The sequence below is a fragment of the Robertmurraya mesotrionivorans genome (genome assembly GCF_050971805.1).
In the GTDB taxonomy this organism is placed as follows: Bacteria; Bacillota; Bacilli; order Bacillales; family Cytobacillaceae; genus Robertmurraya_A.
The window spans coordinates 157574-181200 of record NZ_JBPCCH010000005.1; the positions used below are offsets into that span (position 1 = coordinate 157574).

A 23627-nucleotide genomic window follows, 5' to 3' on the forward strand; every position below is an offset into this window, starting at 1 on the left:
AGATTGAATTTCTGTAACATATATTAGTAGGACTGAAACGATTAATAAAGGGGCAGAGATATTGTACCGGTATAAAATTACAGTCATCGTCTTAAGTCTACTATTTACATGGTTATTACCTGCTCTCACTGCTACTGCTCCCCATGTAAAAGCAAATACTCAAGGCTCAGTTCTTAGTCAGCAATTGGATTCGTTTATTAATGAAGAGCCACTTTTAGCGGGAGCAATGGTAGGTGTTAGTATTAGAAACCAACAAACAGGTGAATTAATTTATAATCATCTCGGATCAACAAGACTTCGGCCTGCTTCTAATTTAAAGTTATTCACGGCGGCTAGTGCCTTGGAAGTGCTTGGGGAAAACTATACTTTCTCTACTAAGCTTTTTGTAAATGGATCAATTGAAAAAGGAGTACTAAAGGGAGATGTAATCTTACAGGGGGGTGGGGACCCTACCCTACAGCAAGCTGATTTACAAGCTTTTGCTCATAGCCTCAAGGAGATCGGAATTAAAAGAATTGGTGGACAAATCCTTGGAGACGATACAAGATATGATGATATTCGTTATTCCATTGATATGCCATGGAGCGATAAAGAAGCCTATTATGGCGCAGAAATATCTGCATTAACTTTATCGCCTGATCAGGATTATGATGCGGGGACAGTAGCATTAGAAGTAAAGCCAGCCAAAAAGGTAGGAGAAAAAGTAAGCTTTACGATGAGGCCAGAAAATACATATGTTCATGTTGTAAATGAAGCAGTAACTAGCGCAAAAGATAGTAAGGAGGACCTTACGTTCTCAAGGGATCACTCTACCAATACGATTACGATTTCTGGTCAAATTCCTCAAGGTGCAACAAGTGAAAGTGAGTGGATATCGGTTTTTCATGCTAGTAAGTTTGTTGTACATCTCTTTGAAGAGGAGTTAAAAAAAGTTGGTATCAAAGTGGATAAAGGATACCGGCTAGGAGTAACACCAAGTAATGCGCGTTTTATCAACGAGCTCAAATCGATACCACTAAGAGAGTTATTACTGCCGTTTATGAAGCTTAGCAATAATGTCCATGGTGAGCTGTTGATGAAGGAAATGGGGAAGGTTATAAAAGGAACGGGTAGTTTTGAAGCAGGACTAGCTGTTATGAATGAGAAGCTAACCCCATTTGGAATAGAATTTAACAACCAAGTAATAAGAGATGGTTCAGGGATCTCTCATGTGAATTTAGTACAACCCAATGAACTCACGAAGCTGTTGTTCGCCATTCAATCAAAGAGCTGGTTTCCAAGCTATTATCGTGCCTTGCCAGTAGCTGGAGCAAAGGAAAAACTGGTGGGTGGAACATTACGATATCGGATGAAACAAGAACCTTTAGTAGGGAATGTAGTGGCAAAAACCGGAACGTTAACGACAGTAAGCTCCATTTCGGGTTATGTAAGGACGAGATCAAAGGGCAACTTGATATTTTCTATCCTAATAAATAATGTGGTAGATGAAGAAAATGCAAAAAAAGTAGAAGACCGAATGATTTCAATAATAGCCAATCAATAAAGAACCTAGGGAAACAGCCCTAGGTTCTATTCCTTTTCTTTGGGTTGGTACTTTAATAACTTCATTAGCTTCTCTGTTGAGGCTTTGAACGTGTAAAAGTGAGGATGGTTTTCGTCATTCCAAATGAGGATATATGGATCTTCCTCCTCATATGAGAAAATAAGCACAGCTTCATTGACAAAATCATTGAACCATTCATTTTTTAACGTGATAGGTGGATCTAGAGGTATCTTGACCATTACACCTTTTTTCGGAAGGGGATCTAGATTTTTGTACACGCCTGTAATACTTTTAATGATTTTTTCAGTTTCCTTTTGAATATCAGAAGTTGAAGGACTCTCCTGAACCACTTTTCCTTCTTCGATATCAAAAATCTCAATAGGGTTTTGTTCGGCAAAACTAGCAAGTGGGGCTAGAAGGAAGAATACGAAACAAATAACTAGAGTTTTTATTTTCATCATGCATCACCTCATAGCTATTATTCCCAATTTAACCGAAATTTTGCTAAAATAAAAGAAGTTGAAAAAGGAGGCATTCAGGATGAATATTATTCATGCACATTTAAAAATAAAGCCAGAAAAACGTGAAGAATTCCTGGAAGTGGTTAAGCCGTTGGTAGAGGGTTCACAAGCGGAAGAGGGAAATATTCGTTATGAACTATATGAGTTAACCACGGATACCAATACATTTGTCGTATTAGAAGAATGGAAGGACATGGAAGCTATTAAGTTTCATAATGAAACTCCGCACTATAAAGACTGGGGTAAGGTAAGCTCAACCTATCTTGATGCTCCACCTGTTGTGTCTGTTTTTGAAGCAACTAAAAAAAATTAATCATTCATAGAAAAAACAATCATGTAAATGGTTGTTTTTTTTCTGTTTGGGGAAGTTAAGATAGAATATTGGATCGGTTGATGAAATTTGGATGCCTCATATGAAGAGGATTTAACACAATTGCAACTAAGATGGGGAAGCTTTTTAAAAAAACATAAAACTACTTGTAAAAGGTGAAAACATGAAGATGTTATGTATTGATGGTGGAGGAATTCGAGGGGTTTTTGCAGTTGCCATTCTTCAGGAATTAGAAAAGGATGTAGGAATGAGCATTCGCGATTCCATTGACCTTGTTGCTGGTACGAGTACAGGTTCAATCATAGCTGCTTCCATTGCTGTAAAAAGGGAAATGGGTGAACTCCTCGAGGGGTACCGTCACTTTGGAAGAAAAATTTTTAAACGAAAAGCAAGAATCGGCTTGTTTCGTAGTATTTATAGTGATCGTGATCTACGCTGCTTTATTCAAAAAGCATTTAAGGAGCAATCACTTGCTGAGGTAGGTATTCCACTTTTAATTCCTGCAGTCAATGTAACGGAGGGGAAACCATATGTTCATCGATCGCATTATGGAATTCATAAGAAAGGCGAAAATGATCATATAAAGCTCTGGGATGCTGTACTATCCTCATGCTCTGCTCCTATCTATTTTCCACCTAACAATATAAATAATGAAGTCATTACCATTGATGGGGGCCTCTGGGCCAACAATCCTTCACTCGTGTGTATTACGGAAGCGATGAACCATTACGAATTAGAAATGGAACAAATAAAAATATTATCGATTGGACTTGGTCAACAAAAAATCAATTTCAATTCTAAAAAAACTCATTTGTGGGGGATTAAGCACTGGATGCCTTTTCGGTTACATACGATGACTTTTACACCGAAGCTGCTTGACCTTGCCCTCCATTTATCCTCGGAATCCATCTCGTATCAGTGTCAACATTTACTTGGAGAAAACTACTTACGATTAAATACGGATTTAGGCAAAGAAGTTCCTTTTGACCAGGTAGAGACAATTGAATGGCTAATTGAATTAGGCAGACAAGTATATAAAGAGAAAAAGCAGGAAATTCTGCAGTTTTTACAAACGTAATAATGAGGATGCGGAAACGTGCATCCTTTTTTAGAAGATAAGAAAGGATAAATTATTGAACTATAAACAATGTCTAGCTCCAGCGCCCAGCGACTAGTGTACTTCGCTCTCTTCCCTTCGATAAGTCAACATCGGATCGCTAGCGCTCTCCGTGTTTCCTTTATCTCAGTCAGAGCGCTCCAGTCCATACGTCGCAAAACGGGCGCTTGCGCTTTTCTTATTTTGGACAGACGTTTTAAATTATAGTAAAATGAGCCTCAGATTTAGATAGAGGAGAAAGATAAATGAAGTTTATATCTTGGAATGTGAATGGTTTAAGAGCTTGTGTAAAAAAAGGCTTTTTAGACTATTTTAATGAAATGAATGCAGATTTCTTTTCAATACAAGAAACGAAGCTGCAAGAAGGTCAAATTGATTTACAGTTAGAAGGTTATTATCAATTTTGGAATTACGCAGAAAAGAAGGGTTATTCAGGTACAGCCATCTTTACAAAACATAAACCACTCTCCGTTTCGTATGGTGTGGGTGAACATGAATCTCAGTCAGAAGGGCGAATTATTACCCTTGAGTATGAAAATTTCTACCTAGTAAATGTGTATACACCAAATTCACAACGTGATTTAGCTAGATTGCCTCTCCGTTTGCAATGGGAGGATGAATTATCTGACTACTTAACTCAACTAGATAAGAAAAAACCGGTCATCTATTGTGGGGATTTAAATGTGGCCCATGAAGAGATTGATTTAAAAAATCCAAAAAGCAATATTGGTAACTCTGGTTTTACTACGGAAGAAAGAGGTAAAATGTCCAACCTGCTAAGCTCTGGCTTTGTGGACTCCTTCCGCTATTTATATCCAGAACAAAAAGATACTTACACTTGGTGGTCATATATGAGCAAGGTCCGAGAAAGGAACATCGGATGGCGTATTGATTATTTCATTTTATCAAATAGGATTGCTACGAATTTAATAGACTCACAGATTCATTGCGATGTGATGGGAAGTGACCACTGCCCGGTATGCATTGAAGTGAGTTTGTAAAAACTGAAGATAGCAATTACTTAGGAGGATTTTCTCATGTTAAAAGAATCATTACAGAATTTAATGAAAAATCAAAGCAAGGTTGAATTGTATCCAGAGGAATACGATTTTGTTATAAACAATGGATTAACTAACTCTGCTACGGAAGTTGTCAAAATTAATGGGAAATCTAGGTTTCTTGATGCCTATATGGAACGCTCAAATAAGGAAACAGAAGAATTTCTGGGAGAGGAAAATGCGAACTTCTTAAATAAGCCAATTACGTATTTTAAGGAACATATGAATGAGTTTCTATATATGGAATCGAAATGGTTTACGTTAATTGGAATCGATGCGATTTCCTTTGAAGTTGACGACTTATTTGGAACCTACGATGTGATGCTCGGTCTCAAAATTCAAAAAAAGTATTCTTCACAGCTTAGAGACTATTTTACACAACACTCAGAATATCCTGAAGAGCCTGTAGACTTAATGTTCGACGCGCAAGAAGGCATTTGGAATATCAATTTTTCCCTACATACCCTTCCAGGTTTTCGTGAGGATATGACCGTTGCGGAGGCTTACCAACTGGTATACTCATTTATCTTTTCATTTGTTCAAACGATTTAATTAAATGAAATATTAATTAGTCAAGAACATAGGATAGAGAGTACATGCTTAACACTATTAGGAGGAAGAAAATGAAGCTGTTAAAATGGATTTGTATGGTTGCCCTAGCTTTTGTAGTGGTCAGTTCAAATCAATTGGTTTATGCCTCAACTGATTCAAATGACGAAGAAAGTATTAATGAAAAATTTGGTCTTCCGATTGTTGTATATGGTGAAGCCTTGTCCGACAGTCAGAAAGCAGAGGTAAGAGACCTGCTCGGGGTGAAGGATACAAGTAAAGTAACTGAAATTACCGTAACAGGGGAAGACCTTGTTTATTATATTGATGGAGATAAAAACTCTAATATGTACTCCTCCGCAAAGATCACTCGTAAGGAAAAAGGGGAAGGACTGGTTATTAACCAAGTTACACCAGAAAACATTACAGAAGTAACGAGTGAAATGTATGCCAATGCTTTATTGACTGCGGGGATTGAGGACGCAGTGGTAGATGTAGCATCTCCTGTTAAGGTAAGTGGACACTCCGCTCTTGTTGGTATTTATAAAGCTTACGACGAGGGTGAAGGTACAGAGCTGAATCAAGAGCGTACCGAAGTAGCGAATGAAGAACTAACGCTAGCCACAGATCTGGCCAAAAAAGAAGGGCTCGATGAAGATAAGGTAAGTGAGCTGTTAACGGAAATAAAGAAAGAGATTGCCGAACAAAAACCAGCAACAAAGGAGGAATTGGAGCAATTGATTGACGAAAAGCTCCAAACCTTAAATGTTCAATTAAGTGAAGAAGATCGTCAGCTATTAATAGACCTCTTTGAAAAAATGCGTAATCTCAATATTAATTTTGATAATGTTCAATCGCAGCTTGAAGATCTATCAAAGGATATCCAAAATCGTATTGAGAATGCAATTAGTGAAAACAAAGGATTTTTGGACACCATTGCAAATTTCTTTAAGTCGTTTATTGATAGTTTGAAGAGCTTGTTTTCGTAAACCTTGGATCCCACTATTGAGTGGGATTTTTTCATGTGAGCAGAATGATTTACAGCGAAATGTGGGAGGGGTACAATGAACAAATCACAAGTGTGTTTAATTACTTTTTGTTGTAAACTATGGTTTATATGCAAGTAAATTAAGTTGTAGGTGGGGTTTTTATGAAGATAGAAGTATGGTCAGATTTTGTTTGTCCATTTTGTTATATTGGAAAAAGAAGACTAGAGGAAGCAATTAATCAATTTGAACATAAAGACCAAGTAGAGGTAGAGTTTAAAGCATTCGAATTGGATCCTAACTCGCCGATGGAGCCTACTATGAAAATTCATGAGGCATTGGCAAAGAAATATGGGATGAGTGTGGACGAAGCAAAACGAGCAAATGAAAATATGGCGAAACAAGCGGCTTCTGTCGGATTACAATTTCGCTTTGACGATATGATGCCAAGTAATACCTTTGATGCTCACCGTTTAGCCAAGTATGCCAAAACGGTAGGGAAAGAAAAGGAACTGACTGAAAAGTTTTTGTATGCTTATTTTACCGAGAACAAACAGTAATCTCAAAAAGACGTATTACTAGAAATTGCTGAACGTGTGGGTATTGAAAGAGCGGAAGCAATGCAAGTGTTAGACGATAATACTCTTTATGCGAATGATGTTCGTATCGATGAGACAATAGCACAGCAATACAAAATAACAGGCGTCCCATTCTTTATTGTGAATAATAAATATGGTATTTCCGGAGCACAGCCTTTGGAAACGTTTAAAAACGCGCTAGAAAAGGTTTGGGAAGAGGAGAACGCAAATAGTCCACTTCAAAATCTGTCTTCCGATGATGCGGGAGTATGTACAGATGATTCTTGTGAGATCCCAGAGAAGTAAGATATACAAAAGGAGTGAGAAGGGTTGAAGTTAGTAGGGAAAAAAATCATCCAGTTGGTTAGCAATGACTTCGAGGACTTAGAATTATGGTACCCTGTTCTGCGGCTTCGTGAAGAAGGAGCAATCGTTGATATTGTAGGAGAAAAAGCTGGAGAAACGTATATCGGGAAATATGGAGTTCCTATTAAATCAGATCGGGCATTTACAGATATTAACCCAGAAGATTACGACGCTATTCTTGTACCAGGTGGATGGTCACCGGATTTATTAAGAAGATTTGAATCGATTCTCTCCATGGTTCGTTCCATGGATCAGGCAGAAAAACCGATTGGCCAAATCTGTCACGCCGGATGGGTATTAATCTCTGCAAAAATCTTATCAGGTAGAAAGGTAACAAGTACTCCAGGGATTAAAGATGATATGATCAACGCGGGAGCTGAGTGGGTAGATGTTCCAGTTATCGTCGATGGACATATTATCTCAAGTCGCCGTCCACCAGACTTACCTGACTATATGAGAGAATTTATAGCAGTTTTAGCAAATAAGTAGTCACCACTCATTTGAGTGGTTTTTTAATGTTGTGAATCTTTTTAAACTTTGCCCCGTATATAAGATAAGTTAAAAGCAAGTTAGGGGGAGTTCCGATGAATCAAAAGAAACTGTACTTTTCCGATACATTCTTTTCTACGGGGAAGACGGATATTTTAACGGAAGAGGAAGAAAAGATTGGAGAGATTGATCTTAAAAGTATGTTTTCTTCATCTGTAGATATATTGAATGGAAAACAAGAAGTTTTAGTGAGTGGAAAGTTTCCGATGCTAGGTATTTATTGGAGAGTATTAGATAGAGACGGTACAGAGTTAGGGAAGTTAAAGGAGAAATTTGCTTTCTTTTCAAAAAAATATTCGTATGAAGCATATGATCGGGACACTTTTTTTATCGATTCTGAATTGTTTTCAAAGGAATATGTAATCAAGCGAGAGGCAGACGAAGAGGTGATTGCGACTTTTAAGAAAGTAAGTGGTATCTTTTCATCCGCCGCCTACGAATTAGACAATCACTCTAATATGTTAACATCACCAGAATTAATAGCTGTAATCATGGGTGTAAACGCTATACAAAAGCGTAATAACTCATCAAATGCCGCAATATAATCTAAAGTTCGCTTATAAAGGTTGCTTATTAAAGGCAACCTTCTTTTCATTTCTTAAAGATATGATACTATATAGAAAAAGCTGGTAAGAAAATGAGGTTTGATTCGTGTTAAAATCAAAAAGAAATTGGGGCATTTCGCCATATATTTGGAGCGTTATCAGTATACTTCCTTTTTATTTTATCTTCCAATCATCGTCCACTCCTGAAATTGTTGCAGGAATCATACTGACTGTCATATTTTTTATTACCTTACGATTTGCGTTCTTATCAAAACGTTGGCCAGTCTACTTATGGACGATTATATTAATTAGTATTTCTATTACTATGGCTATTCTTTTTTCGTTTGTGTACTTTGCTTTTTACATAGCGTATTACAACGGCAATATTAAAAAACGTGTTGCTTTTATGACTATATACGTAATCCATCTTGTCGCAACCACATTTGCAATCAATTACAATGTGGTTCTACAAGACCCTCAGTTTTTAAAACAGCTGCCATTTGTCATTATCATCTGGATAAGTGTGATTTTATTACCTTTTAATATACATAATCGTAAAAAACAAGAGGTACTAGAAGAAAAGTTAGAGGATGCAAACAAACGGATTGCCGAATTGGTGAAACAAGAGGAACGGCAAAGGATTGCTCGTGATTTACATGATACTTTGGGACAAAAGCTTTCCCTAATCGGCTTAAAAAGTGATTTAGCTCGAAGATTGATTACAAAGGATCCTGAACAGGCCAAGGATGAGCTAAGGGATGTGCAGCAAACTGCAAGAACTGCGTTAAACGAGGTTCGACAATTAGTATCACAAATGAGAGGGATTCGGCTAGATGAAGAAATTGTACTCGTTAGACAAATATTAAAAGCGGCAGATATTGAGTTTATCTATAGTCAAGAAAAACCAGTTACAAATGTATCGTTATTTCTTGAAAATATTTTAAGCATGTGTATTAAGGAAGCAATAACGAATGTCGTTAAGCATAGTCAGGCGAATGTCGTTCAGCTGACTATAAAACAATCATCAAAAGACATAACGATAATCGTACAAGACGATGGAATAGGTCTTTGGCAAAAGCAGAGCCAATCATCAGGACATGGGTTAGTAGGGATGAAAGAACGTCTTGATTTTGTTAATGGAAGTCTAAAAATCATTGGTGATGGTGGAACCAAGCTAATTATGAAGGTGCCACTTGTACAGGTCGCAAAGGAGGGGAATTTAGTATGATCAAGATCGTCATAGCAGAGGACCAGCGAATGCTGTTAGGAGCTTTAGGATCTCTTCTAAGCCTAGAGGATGATATGGAAGTGATCGGGAAGGCGAATAATGGAAACGAAGCTGTTTCCCTTGTAAAACAATTACAACCTGATGTTTGTATCATGGATATTGAAATGCCAGAAAAGACAGGGCTTGAAGCGGCTGAAGAGCTAAAGGGTGGAAACTGTAAAGTGATTATTCTAACGACATTTGCGCGTTCAGGCTATTTCCAGCGTGCGTTAAAAGCGGGAGTAAGAGGGTATCTCTTAAAGGATAGTCCAAGTGAAGAATTGGCAAGCTCGATAAGAAATATTGTAGCTGGCAAGCGAATTTATGCACCTGAACTAATGGATGATCTTTATACAGAGGAAAATCCTTTAACGGAAAGAGAGCGCGAGGTTCTTGAGCTTGTTGCGGACGGAAGGAATACGAAGGAGATCGCTGAGCAGTTAAACATTAAAACAGGAACGGTTAGAAATTACATATCAGCGATTTTGGAGAAACTTGAGGTTACGAACAGAATTGAAGCCATTACACAATCTAAAGAAAAAGGCTGGTTTAAGTAATGACTCTTATACATGCCCACCTGACCTACCATAGGATAAATTCCTATGGTTTTTATTTTTTTTCATTGAAAATTGGTCATATACCCTTAACACATCAAGAAGTATCGTGACATAACCTATATTAAAAAGGTAGGAGGGATTTGAATGAGCAATAAAGAAGAATTTGAAAAAATTTCAAAACAAAGTATGGATTTATTAATTAATGCTACGTTAAAAAGACATGGCATTAACCTGGATACAAAGCCACAGCTTTCAGATGAAGATAGAGCAGAATTAAGAAGTCTAATTGAAGGACTTAAGCAAAACGTGGAGTCTCTAACTAATATTACAAAAAAGTAATGGGTAAAAGTGGTTGTGACAAACAACCACTTTTTCTAGTTTTTTACCTAAAAAAATGACTAGTCTATAGTCCATTTTTCTATAAATATAGTCTTTTGCCCTGCCAGACCGGGTCAAACTTACATATACCAATAGTGTAATAACTAAATTCAATAAGGAGGAAATCATATATGAGTTCAAAAGTATGGAGAGGCCAGGCGCCAGTTCTTTCTGACAACAGAGGATGCGCACCTCAAAGATTTAATGCATTAGACCCTAGCAGCACACACCCTTGGGATTGTGATAACGACACACAAGAAGCAGATCAAACAACTAAAAGCGTGCAAGCATCATACGAGTCAATCGTAATCAAAGATTCTTGTGATGTTGAAGTAATCACTACTGACACACAAGCAGCCATCAACCTTCAAGTTGCTCTTCAAGCGGCTATTCAACTAGTTATTAGCATCTCAATTGCTAGTAGCGACCAAGCTGAAGTATTAACTCAAGAATTGACGCAAAAACTAATTAATAAGCAAGTCAATCGTCAACAAACGTATATCGAAAACTCTCGTGGTGTAAAAGTAACAACTACTGATACAGATTTAGCTGTTAACGTACAAGTGCTTCTACAAGTACTACTAGCTCTAGTTGCTAGATTAGACATTCTATAATCATGAGAAAAAACAAGGAGCTAAGTAATAGCTCCTTGTTTCTTTATTTATCTCACTCCAGCAGCCTTTTCCACTTGGGTTTGGTGAGATGGATCTGGTTTGCCATCTACATGTCTTGTACTGTCTGAAAAATACACATCAAAATGTCCTGTTATCCCATTATCCATAATATATTCTCGTTCATGAGGATAAAAGCTCATGCTAGCGGCTAATTTTCTGCCATCCACTTCAACAATAACAGCTCTTGGTGTCCAGGAATAGCCTCCCCATATGGTTTTTGCCATATTTGAATCGGTCACTGTAACAGTCTCACTATCTGCATGATTAGCGCCAATTGTCCGTTTAATATTAAATGATTTGCCTGTAGCAAGATCTGTTACCTTTGCTACTTTGCCAATTGTAAATACATATTGGGCTTCCGTCCACCAATTTAATAATTCACCATGATTCGGACTGACGGTCTCTTTTACAGGTATATTATGAACGGGGATTCGTAACTCTTGACCGATCGAGAGCATACTTGAGGTGGTTAACCCATTCGCTTGTAATAGTTCTGCCTGTGGAATTCCGTATTTTATACTCAGACTCCAAATCGAATCACCAGCCTGGACTTTATGCGTGGTAAAGCTAACTGTGCTAATAGGAGTAGAAACGGCCTTATCACTAATTTGTAACACTTGACCAATTCGTAATACATCACTAACTAATTGGTTTCGAGATCTTAGTTCATCAACCGTTAATCCAAACTTTAGCGCGATTGAATATAGACTATCCCCACTAACCACTGTATAAGTGTCAGGGAGCGATGGGGTAGTTGTGGTCGGTCCTGGAGTTGGAGCCACCGATTGTGTTGAAGGAATCGTTAATATTTGTCCCAAGCTTAATACGTCGGTTGTTAGCTGATTATTCTTTTTTAGTGCATCCACCGTAGTATTATATTTTTTGGCGAGGCTATAAAGTGTATCTCCAGCAACAACCGTGTGGGTCACACTAGCAGGAGTGGCTGTGGTTTCCGAAACTGCAGGTGTTTGTGGTATTTTTAGTATAGCTGGAATAATCAGTTTTTGATTTATAGATAATGTCGTGGATGACATTTGATTTGCTTCTTTAATGCTATCAACGGTTGTATTGTATTTTTTCGATAAACTATATAATGTTTCTCCAGATTGGACCGTATGTATCGCTTTTGGAATGACGAGCTTTTGTCCGATCGTTAATGTGTCGGAGGGTAGCTTATTCGCACTTTTAATAAGATCCACAGAGGTCCCCAATTTCTTGCTTAATCCCCACAATGTATCACCTGGAGAAACGGAGTAAAAGACGTTAGAATTTGTTTGCTGAATAGAAGTATTGGCAAGTGAGCGATCAGCTGCTACTGGCAAGGTGCTCATTACGAAACCACCTAACACAACCTTGACAACTGTAATCTTGATCGAAGGATAACGATTTTTTATTAAAAGAGTTGCTTGCTTCATAATATCAGTGCGGATGGATGACTTTGTGCCAAGTTCCTGTGAAAACTCTGTTAAAGTATCGTCTAAGTAAAGAATGAGTTCATATGCTCCGTCATGATTTTGGAGTAACTTATGCCTGATAAAAGTGTCCATTCAAATACCTCCTAGTAAGACTACCTAGGAGGTATTTTCCTCAGTAAAAAATTTGTTATGCATAAACGGTCTTATTCACATGAATTCTATAAATATTTTCGTTGATAATTGCTAATTGTAACAAGAGGCCAAATGTAGTTATAACTATGATAATGAATATAAAAACCTCCAGGCAAACCGGCCCCTGTTGGATACTCAATCGTCCAATTTGATTTTTCGAATGACGATAAGAGCGATTCCATTCCAATCTCTATTTCTTTTGTTGGTTTATCATAATAATTAATCAGTGCATCTAGAGCCCACGCGGTTTGTGATGGGGTACTTGCATAAAGTGGCGTATATTTCTTTTTCATGTCACTTGAGCATGATTCACCCCATCCGCCATTATTGTTTTGAATCGAATTCAACCAATTTATCGCTCGTTTGATGGTAGGATCTGATTGACTAACCCCGCAAGCTAATAATCCGGTAACGGCAGCCCAAGTACCGTAAATATAGCAAACTCCCCATCGACCGTACCATGAGCCATCCTCTAGCTGATGCTTCTTAAGCCAATTGATTCCTTTCTTAATCGTGGCTGAATTTCTTTCGATATTCGTGTATTCTCCTAGAAAATGAAGTGTCCTACCTGTCAAATCAGCAGTGGATGGGTCAAATAAAACTCGATCCTCGTATCTGAAAGGGATAAAGGAGAGCCACTTGTTCGTGATATTTTTTTCAAAAGCAGCCCACCCGCCGTCTTTGTTCTGCATGGAAAGCACCCAGTTTACTCCTTTTTCCCAAGCGGTTGGAGGAATTTTTTTTGCAATAGTGGAAGGTGTAAGCGCACGTAAGGCAGCGGTCGTATCATCTATATCTGGAACCATCGTGTTGATCGGAGAAAAACCCCAACCACCCGGTGGAGTGTCTGGACAATTTATCATCCAACCACCCGGTGGAGTGTCTGGACAATTTATCATCCAATCACCAAAGGTAGTATGTTGGTGGTTTAATAAATATTGAGTTGAGCTTGTTATCATTGGATCCGTATTCTTTACACCTGCAATATGCAAGGCGTTACTTATTAGTGCAGTATCCCAAACCGTGGATGGTGAGTTTTCAATATAATAGAGGTCTTTCTCTTCAAAAAGAAAAGATTTCATCCCCTCGATGGCACTTTTAATAATGTGATGATCTTTTTTGTATCCGAGTGCTAATAGGGAGTAAATCATAAAAAAGGTAGAGCTAAAATAGCTATATAATGTACCATTCGACTCTATTCTTTCAAGCATGTAAGCTTCACCTTTATGAAAAGACTCTTCATGAATTTGTTCTGGTATTTCTGCTAGTTTTATAGCTTCTGATTTAATCTTTGAGATTAATTTCATTGAGCGTTCATCTAATTGTGACTGATCTTCTTCTCTATCTAAATTCAAGTCTTCTAGAGAAGGAAGTTGTGGGTGAACTTTCTTAAAATTTTTATTTGAACAAATGATAATAGGGACCCAGTGAGCTCTAGCGTAGCCAACGATCTCAAACATGGAAATGGGCGACCAAGTCGGTAAAAGCATGATTTCTATTGGAATGAGTTTAATAATGGTTGGCCAGGGGATTTGCCCCGTAATAGCTAACATGGATTTTGTTAACCACTCAGATTTTTGAAGTCCACCATTATTGATAATAAATGACTTCGCCCTTTGCAGAACATCAGAATCCCTTGGTAAGTAACCTGAATAAAGTAGTGCAAAATAACATTCAATCGTATTAGATAAGTTTCCGAATCTTTCATCATAATAAAGTTTCCATGAGCCGTTGTTCTCTTGCTTTCCACATATCTCTTGCACCAATCGTTTAATGAGCGTCTCCTCTGTATGGATGTTCAATGACCGTAACAATATAATCATATATGCATTTGTCATTAAACTTCCTTCAAAACAAAACTTCCACGAACCATCCCTTTTCTGCTTATCTCTCAGGCTTTCAATTAAATAATCTTTCGTCTTCATTAATTTTTCACTTCTCATTAGCACCACACCTCTTATTCGAGATTGTCAGTTAAAAATATGAGGATGGATAAGGAAACATTACGATTTGAATGGAAAGAACTTTTTAGACATAGTGACAAGCGGTATTCGAGTATATTTTAGAAACTGGGTAAAAAGAGGTGGAAATTATGGCTAACCAGCCTAAACAAGTATTTACTCACATGAAAACATACCAACCCTACCACAGTCCATTTGATCCTTGTCGTCCGATTGGAGTTAAGTTTTACTCAACACCCCCAAATCTTTATGTAGGATTTCAACCACCTAATCTTCCGCAATACTCCCCAAAAGAAGCGTTACAAAAAGGCACCCTTTGGCCTATTTTTTATGATTATTATGAAAACCCTTATGAAGCAAAAAGGAGGCAGGACATGTGAAGCAGTTGCCTGAAAGATACTATCAATTAATGGAAGAAATTCAAGCCGTTGACTTCGTCCTAGTAGAACTAACATTATACTTAGATACTCACCAAACCGATCAACAAGCGATGCAGCAATTTAATCAATTCGCACAATACAGTAAACAGATTAAACAACAGTTTGAAGCAGAGTTCGGTCCACTTCTTCAATATGGAAATAGTTATACAGATGCAAATTGGAGCTGGGGAACATCTCCTTGGCCCTGGCAGGTGTAGAAAGGGAGGGTAAAAATGTGGGTATATGAAAAGAAATTGCAATATCCGGTAAAAGTAACAACATGTAATCCAACCTTAGCAAAATTCTTAATAGAACAATATGGCGGAGCAGATGGAGAATTGGCAGCTGCGTTAAGATACTTAAACCAAAGATATACAATTCCAGATAAAGTGGTAGGTCTGTTAACTGATATAGGAACAGAGGAATTTGCTCATTTAGAAATGATTGCAACTATGATTTATAAGCTGACAAAGGATGCCACACCAGAGCAATTAAAGGCTGCAGGTATATCTGACCACTATGCGAATCATGATTCGGCTATCTTTTATCATAACGCTGCTGGGGTTCCTTTTACCGCTTCGTATATTCAAGCAAAGGGAGATCCCATTGCCGATCTTTACGAGGATATTGCGGCAGAAGAAAAGGCGCGTGCTACTTATCAATGGATTATAAATATGTCAGATGATCCTGATTTAAATGATTCACTCAGCTTTTTAAGGGAAAGGGAGGTAATTCATTCCCAAAGATTTCGTGAGGCTGTTGAACTATTGAAGGAAGAAAGAGATCGAAAAAAGATATTTTGAAATAATAAAACAAGAGATGCCAGCTAAATGTTATAGCTGGCATCTCTTGTATTTAGCTTGCTCTGTCCCTTTACCAGAGTAGTAAACTACCATTCTAATATACTAAAATTTACCAATTTTTCATTGACCTTTCTAAAAACATCCACTTACAATAGAATTATAAAAACTTTCAGAATATATTATTTGAATGTTAGTCACTTAAAGAGGTGAAGTTGGAGGGAGCAACATGAAGGTTGTGTTAACAGGTCAATCCTTAACGATTTCGCAAGTAAAGGATATTTGCTATCGGTTTGCAACGGTAGAGATAGAAGAAGCAAGTATGAGGAAAGTTGAGGAATCTCGATACTCAGTTGAGGAAATTGTAGCAAAAAAGAAAACGATCTATGGGATTACTACCGGCTTTGGGAAATTTAGTGATGTCATGATTGCGGAAAAAGATGTGAATGATTTGCAGTTAAACTTAATCCGCTCTCACGCGTGTGGAGTGGGTGATCCATTTCCAGAAGTCGTCTCACGTGCAATGGTGGTCCTCCGTTTAAATGCTCTTCTCAAAGGTTTTTCTGGAGTTAGGGTAGAGATTATAAAACAGCTCCAAACCCTATTAAATGAGCGAATCCATCCGGTTGTGCCCCAGCAGGGCTCATTAGGCGCATCAGGAGACCTGGCCCCTTTATCACATTTAGCACTCGTGCTTATTGGTGAAGGACAAGTGCATTTTGAAGGTAAAATATATGAAGCGAACCAGGTACTAAAAGAAAAAGGAATTCAACCTATTTCTTTAAAGGCAAAGGAAGGGTTGGCGCTAATTAATGGAACACAAGCAATGACTGCGCAAGGTGTCATTAATTGGATTGAATCAATGAGATTGTTTTACCAAAGTGAAATCATTGCAGCTATGACGATTGAAGGTTTAGAAGGAATTATTGATGCCTTTCATCCTGCCATTCATGAAGCACGTGGATATGTGCAACAAACAGAAGTTGCTGCAAGAATGTGTGAGCTGCTTAAAGAAAGTAAGCTTATAACAAGTCAAGGCGAAAAGAGAGTTCAAGACGCGTATTCTTTACGCTGCATTCCTCAGGTACATGGTGCGACGTTACAAGCATTAGATTATGTAAAAGAAAAGCTCGAAATTGAGATGAATGCAGCAACCGATAATCCACTTATTTTTAATGGTGGACAAATGGTCATTTCAGGTGGGAATTTCCACGGTCAACCGATCGCGTTCGCTATGGATTTTATGAAAATAGCCATGGCTGAACTCGCCAATATATCAGAACGCCGAATTGAACGGCTCGTAAACCCGGGATTAAATGACCTCCCACCGTTTTTAAGTCCCCAACCAGGCTTACAGTCTGGAGCAATGATCATGCAGTATTGTGCGGCTTCTCTCGTTTCTGAAAATAAAACTCTAGCACATCCAGCAAGTGTAGACTCCATCCCATCCTCAGCCAATCAAGAAGACCACGTAAGCATGGGAACCATCGCATCACGGCACGCTTATATGATAATCCAAAATGCACGGCGTGTCCTAGCAATCGAATGCATATGTGCCCTTCAGGCTGTTCAATACCGCGGGATTGAAAAAATGGCCCCGGCTACCCAAGCTTTTTATAAAGAAGCAAGAAAAATCGTCCCATCTATTGATAGTGATCGAGTGTACTCGAAAGATATTGAGAAGATGGCGGCCTGGTTGAAGGAAATGGAGTTTGGTTATTAGACGAGATTTCCTAGTACGAAGCTAATTACTGCATTTCTTAACAGGACCACGACCACTGATTCAAAAGAAGGAGGATATGTTCAATGAATGCAAACCAAAACCGTGTAGTTATAGCCAAACGAGGAAATGAATTTGAATGCAAAGGCTGGGAACAGGAAGCGGCACTTCGCATGCTTTGTAATAATTTAGATCCTGATGTGGCGGAGAAACCGGAGGAGCTTGTCAAGCCTTTGCTCATCAAAAGGTAAAGGCTATGGATATTGTTGAAGCTGATCCATCTAAGGATATTCGTGATATGACAACAAGACTTGCTGCTTTTTCAATGTTGAAGTTTATGTACTCGAAAAGGGGAACTTCTGAATGATATAGGTGCCTATCTGGAAAACTATACCCTTAAATATCAAACTAGGAGGAATTGTATTGCAGTTTGATTGGGTATGGCAAGCCGTATTAATTGTGATTGTTGGCACATTACTCCTTCGTATTGCGGGTAGGAAATCCATTTCGCAGATGACACTTGCTCAGACAGTTATTATGATTGGGCTTGGATCTCTATTAATTCAACCAGTCACAGGAAGAGGTCTTTTTGTTACCTTTGCAGTTGGAGGGGTACTTGTCTTAACTCTTGTGGTAATAGAATTTTTGCAGATCAAATCGGACAAAATTGAAAAATTTATTACCGGTAAATCAAAAATACTGATTGAAAAAGGTCAATTAAATGAAAAAAATTTGAGAAAGCTACGTATGACTGTTGATCAGCTTGAAATGGCTTTAAGACAATCTAGTGTAAATAAGATTTCAGATGTAGAGTGGGCAACTTTAGAGCCAAATGGAAGAGTTGCATTCATTTTAAAACCATCAGCACAACCAGTTACAACAAGACAGTTTGAATCTCTAAAACAAGACGTACAAACGATTAAGACCTTGTTGGAGGCATTTATGCTATCAGATACTAGTATTCCAAAGCAAGATTCTCCACAAAACAATAGTGAGTTGTTCAAAGAGGTTAAAAACAAATCACATGAATATGATGTGCCGAAGCATCTAAAATAGTAGAAAGGAGTAGCTTTTTGAAATAGCTACTCCTTTTCTATTATTTTCTTAAAGCATCTGCGACAATCTCGTATGACTTCAGTCTTGCTGCATGGTCGAAAATTTGCGTATGAATCATTAATTCGTCTGCTTGTGTATCATGTAAAAAGTCCTCGAGCTTTGCTTTTACCGTGTCACGGTCCCCAACAATTGGTTCACCAAACTGCTGCAGAAGAGTTGCCTTTTCGTACGGACTCCAAATCTCATCCATATTTTCAACAGGTGGTGGAAGCTGACCAGGGTTACCTCTAATTAGATTAAGAAATTGTTGCTGCATGCTTGTCGCTAGTTTTTTTGCTTCTTCACCAGTATCTGCAGCAACGACATTTGCCGCAACCATAGCGTATGGTTTGTCTAACACTTCAGATGGACGGAAATGTTGGCGGTATAATTGCAAAGCAGGTAAAGTGTATAAAGGTGAAAAATGGCTAGCAAAGGCGAAAGGCAGCCCTAGTTGTCCGGCAAGTTGCGCACTAAAACCGCTTGAACCAAGTAGCCAAATAGGAACCGTTTGACCTTCACCAGGAAAGGCACGCACCCTTTTATCATCACTAGGTATGAAGTAGGATTGTAATTCCTCTAGTTGCTCAGGAAAATCGTTTCCATCACTTCTTCGGTCTCTTCTTAGTGCATGGGCCGTTATTTGGTCGGTTCCAGGAGCACGGCCAAGTCCTAAATCAATTCGGCCAGGAAACAAAGCTTCAAGTGTGCCAAACTGTTCTGCAATAATAAGGGGAGCATGGTTAGGTAGCATGATTCCACCTGAACCAACACGGATCGTTGACGTATGGCCAGCCACATGAGAGATAACGACAGAGGTGGCTGCACTTGCGATCCCCGGCATATTGTGATGCTCTGCTAGCCAATAGCGATGGTAACCTAATGATTCGACATGCTGAGCTAAAGCCGCAGAATTTCGCAACGCTTGTGAAGCAGATCCTCCTTGTACAATGGGAACTAAATCCAATACAGAAAGAGGAATGTTTTTATTTTCAATCATACCTATCATCTTCTTTCGTTTTCCTAAATAATGAACAGTTGTATTTTAGCAAGTAATTGCTTGTTATCAAAATAATTTGCTTCATAAATATGATAAAATCATTTTATTGAATTAAGTATTGGGGTTGAAATATATGACAAAAGTTGGATTAGTTATGAGAAAGATACAGTTTAGTGAGGCACAAGGTCCTCGAATATTTGCTGAACGTTTAAAAGCAATCTCAAGTGAGTTCGGAATAGAAATTGTATTCATTTCTCCCGAAAGAAATGTAAGTGGATATGATTGGCTTCCAGGCTATGAACATGAAAAAGGAGATCTTGTCAATTATGATATCGTCTTAGACCAAATCTATTCCCAAAATATAGACCATGTGATTTACACGGTCTCTGGTTTTACCTTTTTAAATATGTTTTTAAAGAATAGTGTTTTATTTCCACATAGCTTCCCAGATCCAGCATTAACAGGATATGAAATGATGAAGCCATTTTACTCCATTGTGGACAAGGCTATTGTTCAAACAGAATTTTTAAAAGGGGAAATGGCAAGAAATTTTGGTGTTCATGATGTGACTGTTATTCCGATTGGCTTTAATGAGGAGATTGCAACCAAGTATTACGACCCCTCTCAAGTAGTAAACAATCGTCTCCTTTGGATTGGAAGAGATGAAGAAAACAGGCGTCCAGATCTAGTGATTGAATATGCGAAACAAAATCCTCAAACGGAAGTGTACATGGTTTTTGGAGGCGAGCGTTATAGGGAAAGTATGAAAAAATATGACATTCCTGCAAACGTGAAACTACAATTTGCACTTTCACAAGATGAAGTTTTTACTTTAATGAATTCTTCCAAAGTCTATTGGAGCAGCTCAAAGTTTGACACATTTGCCATGCCGTTAACCGAGGCACTAGCTATGGGCAAGATTGTTGTAAAGCCTGAACATCCTTGCTACAACCATATTAGTGCACCACATTCTTTTGCTGGTAATGAGAAAAATTGGTTTGAGCTAGTAAATATGGCATTAAGTTCTCCTATTCAAACATCAAGCGCCAATCGAGACTATGCGTTTAGTGCCTTCTCAAGTACTGTAATGAAAAAAGGATATGAAAAATTTTTCGAGGGTTGGATCAAATAAAGAAGCTAGCATAACAACCCATCCTAAGAGCACAATAAGGAGGGTGTTACATCACCCAATAACGATGTGTGGAGGGATTTGAGCGATGAATATACGCGAAGGGTTAATTCCAACTGCATTAGGTTCTGCTGTGACTGCCACTGGGTATGCATTGAAACAAAAACGTGGATCGAACAAAATGGTTGCGAATACGGTTTTTGGTTTCGGCTTAGCACATGTCGTTTTAGGGGTCATTGACCTAGTCCAACACCGTCGTTAAAAGAAACGGGCAGCGAATGCTGCTCGTTTTTCATTTAATGGTTAACAGTAATTATATTATGTAAACTAAAAAGCGGCTTCAAAAGTGAGCCACTTTTTTCTTATTTCTCTATCGAATGATAGTAGGCTAATTCCTTCTCAATTTCCTGCAGCTTTCCTTCTAGTTTTTCAACAGGTTGATTAAATGATTCAAGCTTTTCAATATCGTTTTGAATTTGTACATATTCTACTTTTAGTTCTGAAATCTTTTGTTCAATTTCTTGATTTGTCATCATTTCACACCACTTTCTGTTTTTTCATGCATAGTTTTAGTGTAGCGCAGAAACCTAAAATGTACAAAAAAGTAAGGAGGTATGAAAAATGAGTGACTGGAATGAACAAGCGGCACCAAACAATAATCTTTCTCCTAAAACCATTCGTACATCAAAGCTTGTTGGACAGAAGAGTTCAAACACCCATGAATTCTCAGAAGAGCTAGCAGACGGTGGGGAGAGAGACGATCTAATTAACAAGCAATTAAAAAGCCATCAGCCAGGTATGGGCTGATCTCTTCCTAAAGCACCCTTATGGGGTGCTTTTAATAAGTTTTCATTTTGCTGTTTAATTTCATCTCCCGTAATGATTTGGTTTGCCACCTCTTGATCTTTGTGTTCATCAACCGAATCACCTGGGATATTTTTCAAATTAGGAAAAACTCCTCCATTTTGGATGGTCACTTGATTTTGCCTGGCTGCATTGGTTAAGTATTCGTTATTTTTTTTCAACCATATCATCTCCTTTTTCATAGGCTTTGACAATTTTCTATTGTTTATGCGATATGTGTTCTGAAGGAATTTCCATGCTTTGTTCATCCTCTGTATGGAAAATATAAGCTATGATAGGAGGGTACATATGCGTATTAATGACAAAAGAATTAAGGATATAAAAAATCATTCTGTTCGTTTTGACACCTATGATGATTTATTAGAAATAGTTGAGGTAGCTGGGGAAGCAGACTTTGTTTTATTAGGGGAGGCTACCCACGGTACAAGTGAATTTTATAAAATTCGAGCTGAAATTACAAAGAAATTAATAGAAGAAAAGGGCTTTTCCTTTGTTGCTGTCGAGGGAGATTGGCCATCTTGTTTTACGGTCAATGAGTTTGTTAAGGGCTATCGTGGTGGAGTAGCAAAAGATGCTTTTACTGATTTTGACCGCTGGCCGACATGGATGTGGGCAAATGAAGAAGTTTTGGATTTTATCACTTGGTTAAAACAACATAACGTAAGGACTCATTCCCAAGTTGGTTTTTATGGAATTGATGTGTACAGTCTTTGGGAGTCGATGGCTGAAATCATTTACCAGCTAGAAAAAGTGTCACCTTCTCTTGTGGAACCTGCGAAAAAAGCTTTCGAATGCTTCGAACCATTTAACCGTAAAGCAGAAGACTATGCGGTGTCTGCCGCTTTTTATGGCGAAGGTTGTACAGAGGAAGTATTAAATGTTTTAGTAACGCTTCAACAAAATAAGTACAAATATGATGGAAATAACGAGCAAGGGTTAAATATCGACATAAACAGTTTGGTGATGTTAAATGCAGAGCGATATTATCGGGCCATGGCTAAAAGGGGACCAGATGACTGGAATATACGAGATGGCCATATGGTAACTGCCCTAGAAAAAATCATAGCATCCCATCAAAAAAAGGCGAAATGTGTAGTGTGGGAACACAATACCCATTTAGGAGATGCTCGTGCGACAGACATGTCGGAGGAAGGGTTAGTAAATGTAGGCCAATTGTTACGAGAGAAGTATGGAAATAGTGTGTATGCGGTTGGTTTTGGTACACACCGCGGAACGGTTATTGCGGCTCGCGAGTGGGGTGGAAAGGTTGAGGAGCTCCCTGTACCGAATGCTAAAAAGGGAAGCTGGGAGTATTTTCTCCATGAAGCGGGCCCTTATAATAAATACTTTTTGTTTGATGATCAAAACAGAGAGTTGTTTAATGATGTCATTGGACATCGTGCGATCGGCGTAGTATACAATCCAGAAGTAGAGCAATTAGGAAATTATGTTCCAACTAGAGTTTCAGACCGGTACGATTGTTTTATCCATGTAGATGAAACAAATGCCTTATCACCATTATTTACAAAACATCCTGTTAAAATATAAAATCGGTTGGGCTTTCCCAACCGATTTCTATTATTTACTGCTTATCTTCCCATTCTTTGTTCAACCTGACGACATACCTCATCAGCAGAAAGACCGTTTGCTTCGATTACTGGCCCTTGAATGCTAGTATCAGACATCCCCATTACGTTTGAGTCAATCCCAGTAACTACACAGCATTCACAGCCTTGTACATCAGATTCTTGCTTAAGCTCAACTACATCGTATCCCTTTTCACGAAGCGCACTAGTGATATTCGATAATGATTCCTCAACTCCAACTCTTGGCATATGTAACACCTCCTCCAACTCTAAGTTTCCCAATTTATTACTGTTTAATTCCATCTTTTGTGTGATCAAAATGGTGAGCTAATGAAACCATTTAATTCCATAACTATATATAAGGATCGATTGGTTGACTATGCTGATATCTTACTGGCTGTTCATGCTGGTCCAAATTCCTATCAAG

28 protein-coding genes and 2 pseudogenes are annotated in these 23627 nt (G+C 38.2%); 23 read left to right on the forward strand and 7 right to left on the reverse strand.

Annotation, left to right across the window (positions count from 1 at the left end):
• Window positions 1-61 precede the first annotated feature (61 nt).
• Window positions 62-1543 (forward strand): D-alanyl-D-alanine carboxypeptidase/D-alanyl-D-alanine endopeptidase, encoded by a 1482-nt coding sequence (dacB, locus tag ACRX5O_RS11135; protein WP_433906011.1) that lies wholly within the window; start codon window positions 62-64, stop codon window positions 1541-1543.
• 26 nt (window positions 1544-1569) lie between these two features.
• Here the strand turns inward: dacB and ACRX5O_RS11140 are convergent, their stop codons facing one another.
• Window positions 1570-2004: a hypothetical protein gene (locus tag ACRX5O_RS11140; RefSeq protein ID WP_433906012.1), complete on the reverse strand. Its 435-nt coding sequence runs from the start codon at window positions 2002-2004 to the stop codon at window positions 1570-1572.
• Window positions 2005-2083: 79 nt separating this feature from the next.
• On the opposite strand from ACRX5O_RS11140, the gene ACRX5O_RS11145 reads away from it, so the two are divergent.
• From ACRX5O_RS11145 to ACRX5O_RS11200, 12 genes and pseudogenes are all read left to right on the forward strand, one after another.
• Window positions 2084-2377 carry a putative quinol monooxygenase gene (locus ACRX5O_RS11145; RefSeq protein ID WP_119708644.1) on the forward strand — a complete coding sequence of 98 codons (294 nt, stop codon included), beginning with the start codon at window positions 2084-2086 and terminating at the stop codon, window positions 2375-2377.
• Window positions 2378-2558: 181 nt separating this feature from the next.
• Window positions 2559-3473, forward strand: a complete 915-nt coding sequence (locus ACRX5O_RS11150; RefSeq protein ID WP_433906013.1) for a CBASS cGAMP-activated phospholipase — start codon at window positions 2559-2561, stop codon at window positions 3471-3473.
• A 284-nt stretch (window positions 3474-3757) separates the two neighbouring features.
• Window positions 3758-4513: an exodeoxyribonuclease III gene (locus ACRX5O_RS11155; protein ID WP_433906014.1), complete on the forward strand. Its 756-nt coding sequence runs from the start codon at window positions 3758-3760 to the stop codon at window positions 4511-4513.
• Between the two features lie 36 nt (window positions 4514-4549).
• Window positions 4550-5122, forward strand: a complete 573-nt coding sequence (locus tag ACRX5O_RS11160; protein ID WP_433906015.1) for a branched-chain amino acid aminotransferase — start codon at window positions 4550-4552, stop codon at window positions 5120-5122.
• Window positions 5123-5193: 71 nt separating this feature from the next.
• The gene (locus ACRX5O_RS11165; RefSeq protein WP_433906016.1) at window positions 5194-6108 is read left to right on the forward strand and encodes a DUF1002 domain-containing protein; all 915 of its coding nucleotides are present in this window, start codon (window positions 5194-5196) and stop codon (window positions 6106-6108) included.
• 161 nt (window positions 6109-6269) lie between these two features.
• Window positions 6270-6989: pseudogene (locus ACRX5O_RS11170) on the forward strand (DsbA family oxidoreductase).
• Window positions 6990-7013: 24 nt separating this feature from the next.
• Window positions 7014-7538, forward strand: a complete 525-nt coding sequence (locus ACRX5O_RS11175; RefSeq protein ID WP_433906017.1) for a type 1 glutamine amidotransferase domain-containing protein — start codon at window positions 7014-7016, stop codon at window positions 7536-7538.
• 95 nt (window positions 7539-7633) lie between these two features.
• Entirely contained in the window at window positions 7634-8143 is a 510-nt protein-coding gene (locus tag ACRX5O_RS11180; RefSeq protein ID WP_433906018.1) for an LURP-one-related/scramblase family protein, read from the forward strand.
• Between the two features lie 106 nt (window positions 8144-8249).
• Window positions 8250-9371, forward strand: coding sequence for a sensor histidine kinase (locus ACRX5O_RS11185; RefSeq protein WP_433906019.1), 1122 nt, complete (start codon window positions 8250-8252; stop codon window positions 9369-9371).
• On the forward strand, window positions 9368-9967 hold the full coding sequence (locus ACRX5O_RS11190) for a response regulator transcription factor (RefSeq protein ID WP_119708636.1): 600 nt from the start codon (window positions 9368-9370) through the stop codon (window positions 9965-9967). Before ACRX5O_RS11185 ends, ACRX5O_RS11190 begins: the two co-directional genes overlap by 4 nt.
• A 144-nt stretch (window positions 9968-10111) precedes the next feature.
• Window positions 10112-10306: a hypothetical protein gene (locus ACRX5O_RS11195; protein ID WP_433906020.1), complete on the forward strand. Its 195-nt coding sequence runs from the start codon at window positions 10112-10114 to the stop codon at window positions 10304-10306.
• Window positions 10307-10476: 170 nt separating this feature from the next.
• Window positions 10477-10959: a spore coat protein gene (locus tag ACRX5O_RS11200; protein ID WP_433906021.1), complete on the forward strand. Its 483-nt coding sequence runs from the start codon at window positions 10477-10479 to the stop codon at window positions 10957-10959.
• 47 nt (window positions 10960-11006) lie between these two features.
• Here ACRX5O_RS11200 and ACRX5O_RS11205 read toward each other — a convergent pair whose 3' ends face one another.
• Together ACRX5O_RS11205 and shc are read right to left on the reverse strand one after the other, a co-directional pair.
• Window positions 11007-12566 (reverse strand): LysM peptidoglycan-binding domain-containing protein, encoded by a 1560-nt coding sequence (locus tag ACRX5O_RS11205; RefSeq protein WP_433906022.1) that lies wholly within the window; start codon window positions 12564-12566, stop codon window positions 11007-11009.
• 86 nt (window positions 12567-12652) lie between these two features.
• Window positions 12653-14569 carry a squalene--hopene cyclase gene (gene shc / locus ACRX5O_RS11210; protein ID WP_433906023.1) on the reverse strand — a complete coding sequence of 639 codons (1917 nt, stop codon included), beginning with the start codon at window positions 14567-14569 and terminating at the stop codon, window positions 12653-12655.
• A gap of 149 nt (window positions 14570-14718) precedes the next feature.
• Between shc and ACRX5O_RS11215 the strand changes: the two genes are divergently transcribed.
• The 6 genes and pseudogenes from ACRX5O_RS11215 (at window position 14719) to ACRX5O_RS11240 (ending at window position 18582) form a co-directional block, all read left to right on the forward strand.
• Complete coding sequence (locus tag ACRX5O_RS11215) at window positions 14719-14967, forward strand: spore coat associated protein CotJA (RefSeq protein WP_433906024.1); 249 nt, start codon at window positions 14719-14721, stop codon at window positions 14965-14967.
• A complete protein-coding gene (locus tag ACRX5O_RS11220; protein WP_119708630.1) occupies window positions 14964-15224 on the forward strand; it encodes a spore coat protein CotJB in 261 nt (86 codons plus the stop codon). The genes ACRX5O_RS11215 and ACRX5O_RS11220 overlap by 4 nt, the downstream gene beginning before the upstream one ends.
• A gap of 15 nt (window positions 15225-15239) precedes the next feature.
• The gene (locus ACRX5O_RS11225) at window positions 15240-15809 is read left to right on the forward strand and encodes a manganese catalase family protein (RefSeq protein ID WP_433906025.1); all 570 of its coding nucleotides are present in this window, start codon (window positions 15240-15242) and stop codon (window positions 15807-15809) included.
• Between the two features lie 226 nt (window positions 15810-16035).
• Window positions 16036-17529 (forward strand): histidine ammonia-lyase, encoded by a 1494-nt coding sequence (gene hutH / locus ACRX5O_RS11230; RefSeq protein WP_433906026.1) that lies wholly within the window; start codon window positions 16036-16038, stop codon window positions 17527-17529.
• Between the two features lie 83 nt (window positions 17530-17612).
• Window positions 17613-17753, forward strand: a pseudogene (locus tag ACRX5O_RS11235) (hypothetical protein); the annotation flags it as partial.
• A gap of 196 nt (window positions 17754-17949) precedes the next feature.
• Complete coding sequence (locus ACRX5O_RS11240; RefSeq protein ID WP_433906027.1) at window positions 17950-18582, forward strand: DUF421 domain-containing protein; 633 nt, start codon at window positions 17950-17952, stop codon at window positions 18580-18582.
• 40 nt (window positions 18583-18622) lie between these two features.
• On the opposite strand, the gene ACRX5O_RS11245 is transcribed toward ACRX5O_RS11240, so the two are convergent.
• On the reverse strand, window positions 18623-19621 hold the full coding sequence (locus ACRX5O_RS11245) for an LLM class flavin-dependent oxidoreductase (protein WP_433906028.1): 999 nt from the start codon (window positions 19619-19621) through the stop codon (window positions 18623-18625).
• A 133-nt stretch (window positions 19622-19754) separates the two neighbouring features.
• On the opposite strand from ACRX5O_RS11245, the gene ACRX5O_RS11250 reads away from it, so the two are divergent.
• Window positions 19755-20753 (forward strand): glycosyltransferase, encoded by a 999-nt coding sequence (locus ACRX5O_RS11250; protein WP_433906029.1) that lies wholly within the window; start codon window positions 19755-19757, stop codon window positions 20751-20753.
• 85 nt (window positions 20754-20838) lie between these two features.
• Window positions 20839-21012 (forward strand): asparagine synthase, encoded by a 174-nt coding sequence (locus tag ACRX5O_RS11255; RefSeq protein ID WP_160547889.1) that lies wholly within the window; start codon window positions 20839-20841, stop codon window positions 21010-21012.
• A 100-nt stretch (window positions 21013-21112) separates the two neighbouring features.
• Here ACRX5O_RS11255 and ACRX5O_RS11260 read toward each other — a convergent pair whose 3' ends face one another.
• Window positions 21113-21286, reverse strand: a complete 174-nt coding sequence (locus tag ACRX5O_RS11260) for an SE1832 family protein (RefSeq protein ID WP_433906030.1) — start codon at window positions 21284-21286, stop codon at window positions 21113-21115.
• 85 nt (window positions 21287-21371) lie between these two features.
• Between ACRX5O_RS11260 and ACRX5O_RS11265 the strand changes: the two genes are divergently transcribed.
• Window positions 21372-21557, forward strand: a complete 186-nt coding sequence (locus ACRX5O_RS11265; protein ID WP_119708621.1) for a hypothetical protein — start codon at window positions 21372-21374, stop codon at window positions 21555-21557.
• On the opposite strand, the gene ACRX5O_RS11270 is transcribed toward ACRX5O_RS11265, so the two are convergent.
• The gene (locus ACRX5O_RS11270; protein WP_433906031.1) at window positions 21539-21775 is read right to left on the reverse strand and encodes a hypothetical protein; all 237 of its coding nucleotides are present in this window, start codon (window positions 21773-21775) and stop codon (window positions 21539-21541) included. The two genes, ACRX5O_RS11265 and ACRX5O_RS11270, sit on opposite strands and share 19 nt — an antisense overlap.
• A gap of 127 nt (window positions 21776-21902) precedes the next feature.
• On the opposite strand from ACRX5O_RS11270, the gene ACRX5O_RS11275 reads away from it, so the two are divergent.
• Entirely contained in the window at window positions 21903-23162 is a 1260-nt protein-coding gene (locus ACRX5O_RS11275) for an erythromycin esterase family protein (protein WP_433906032.1), read from the forward strand.
• A gap of 41 nt (window positions 23163-23203) precedes the next feature.
• Here ACRX5O_RS11275 and ACRX5O_RS11280 read toward each other — a convergent pair whose 3' ends face one another.
• Window positions 23204-23449, reverse strand: coding sequence for a YkuS family protein (locus ACRX5O_RS11280; protein ID WP_251519528.1), 246 nt, complete (start codon window positions 23447-23449; stop codon window positions 23204-23206).
• Between the last annotated feature and the right edge of the window lie 178 nt (window positions 23450-23627).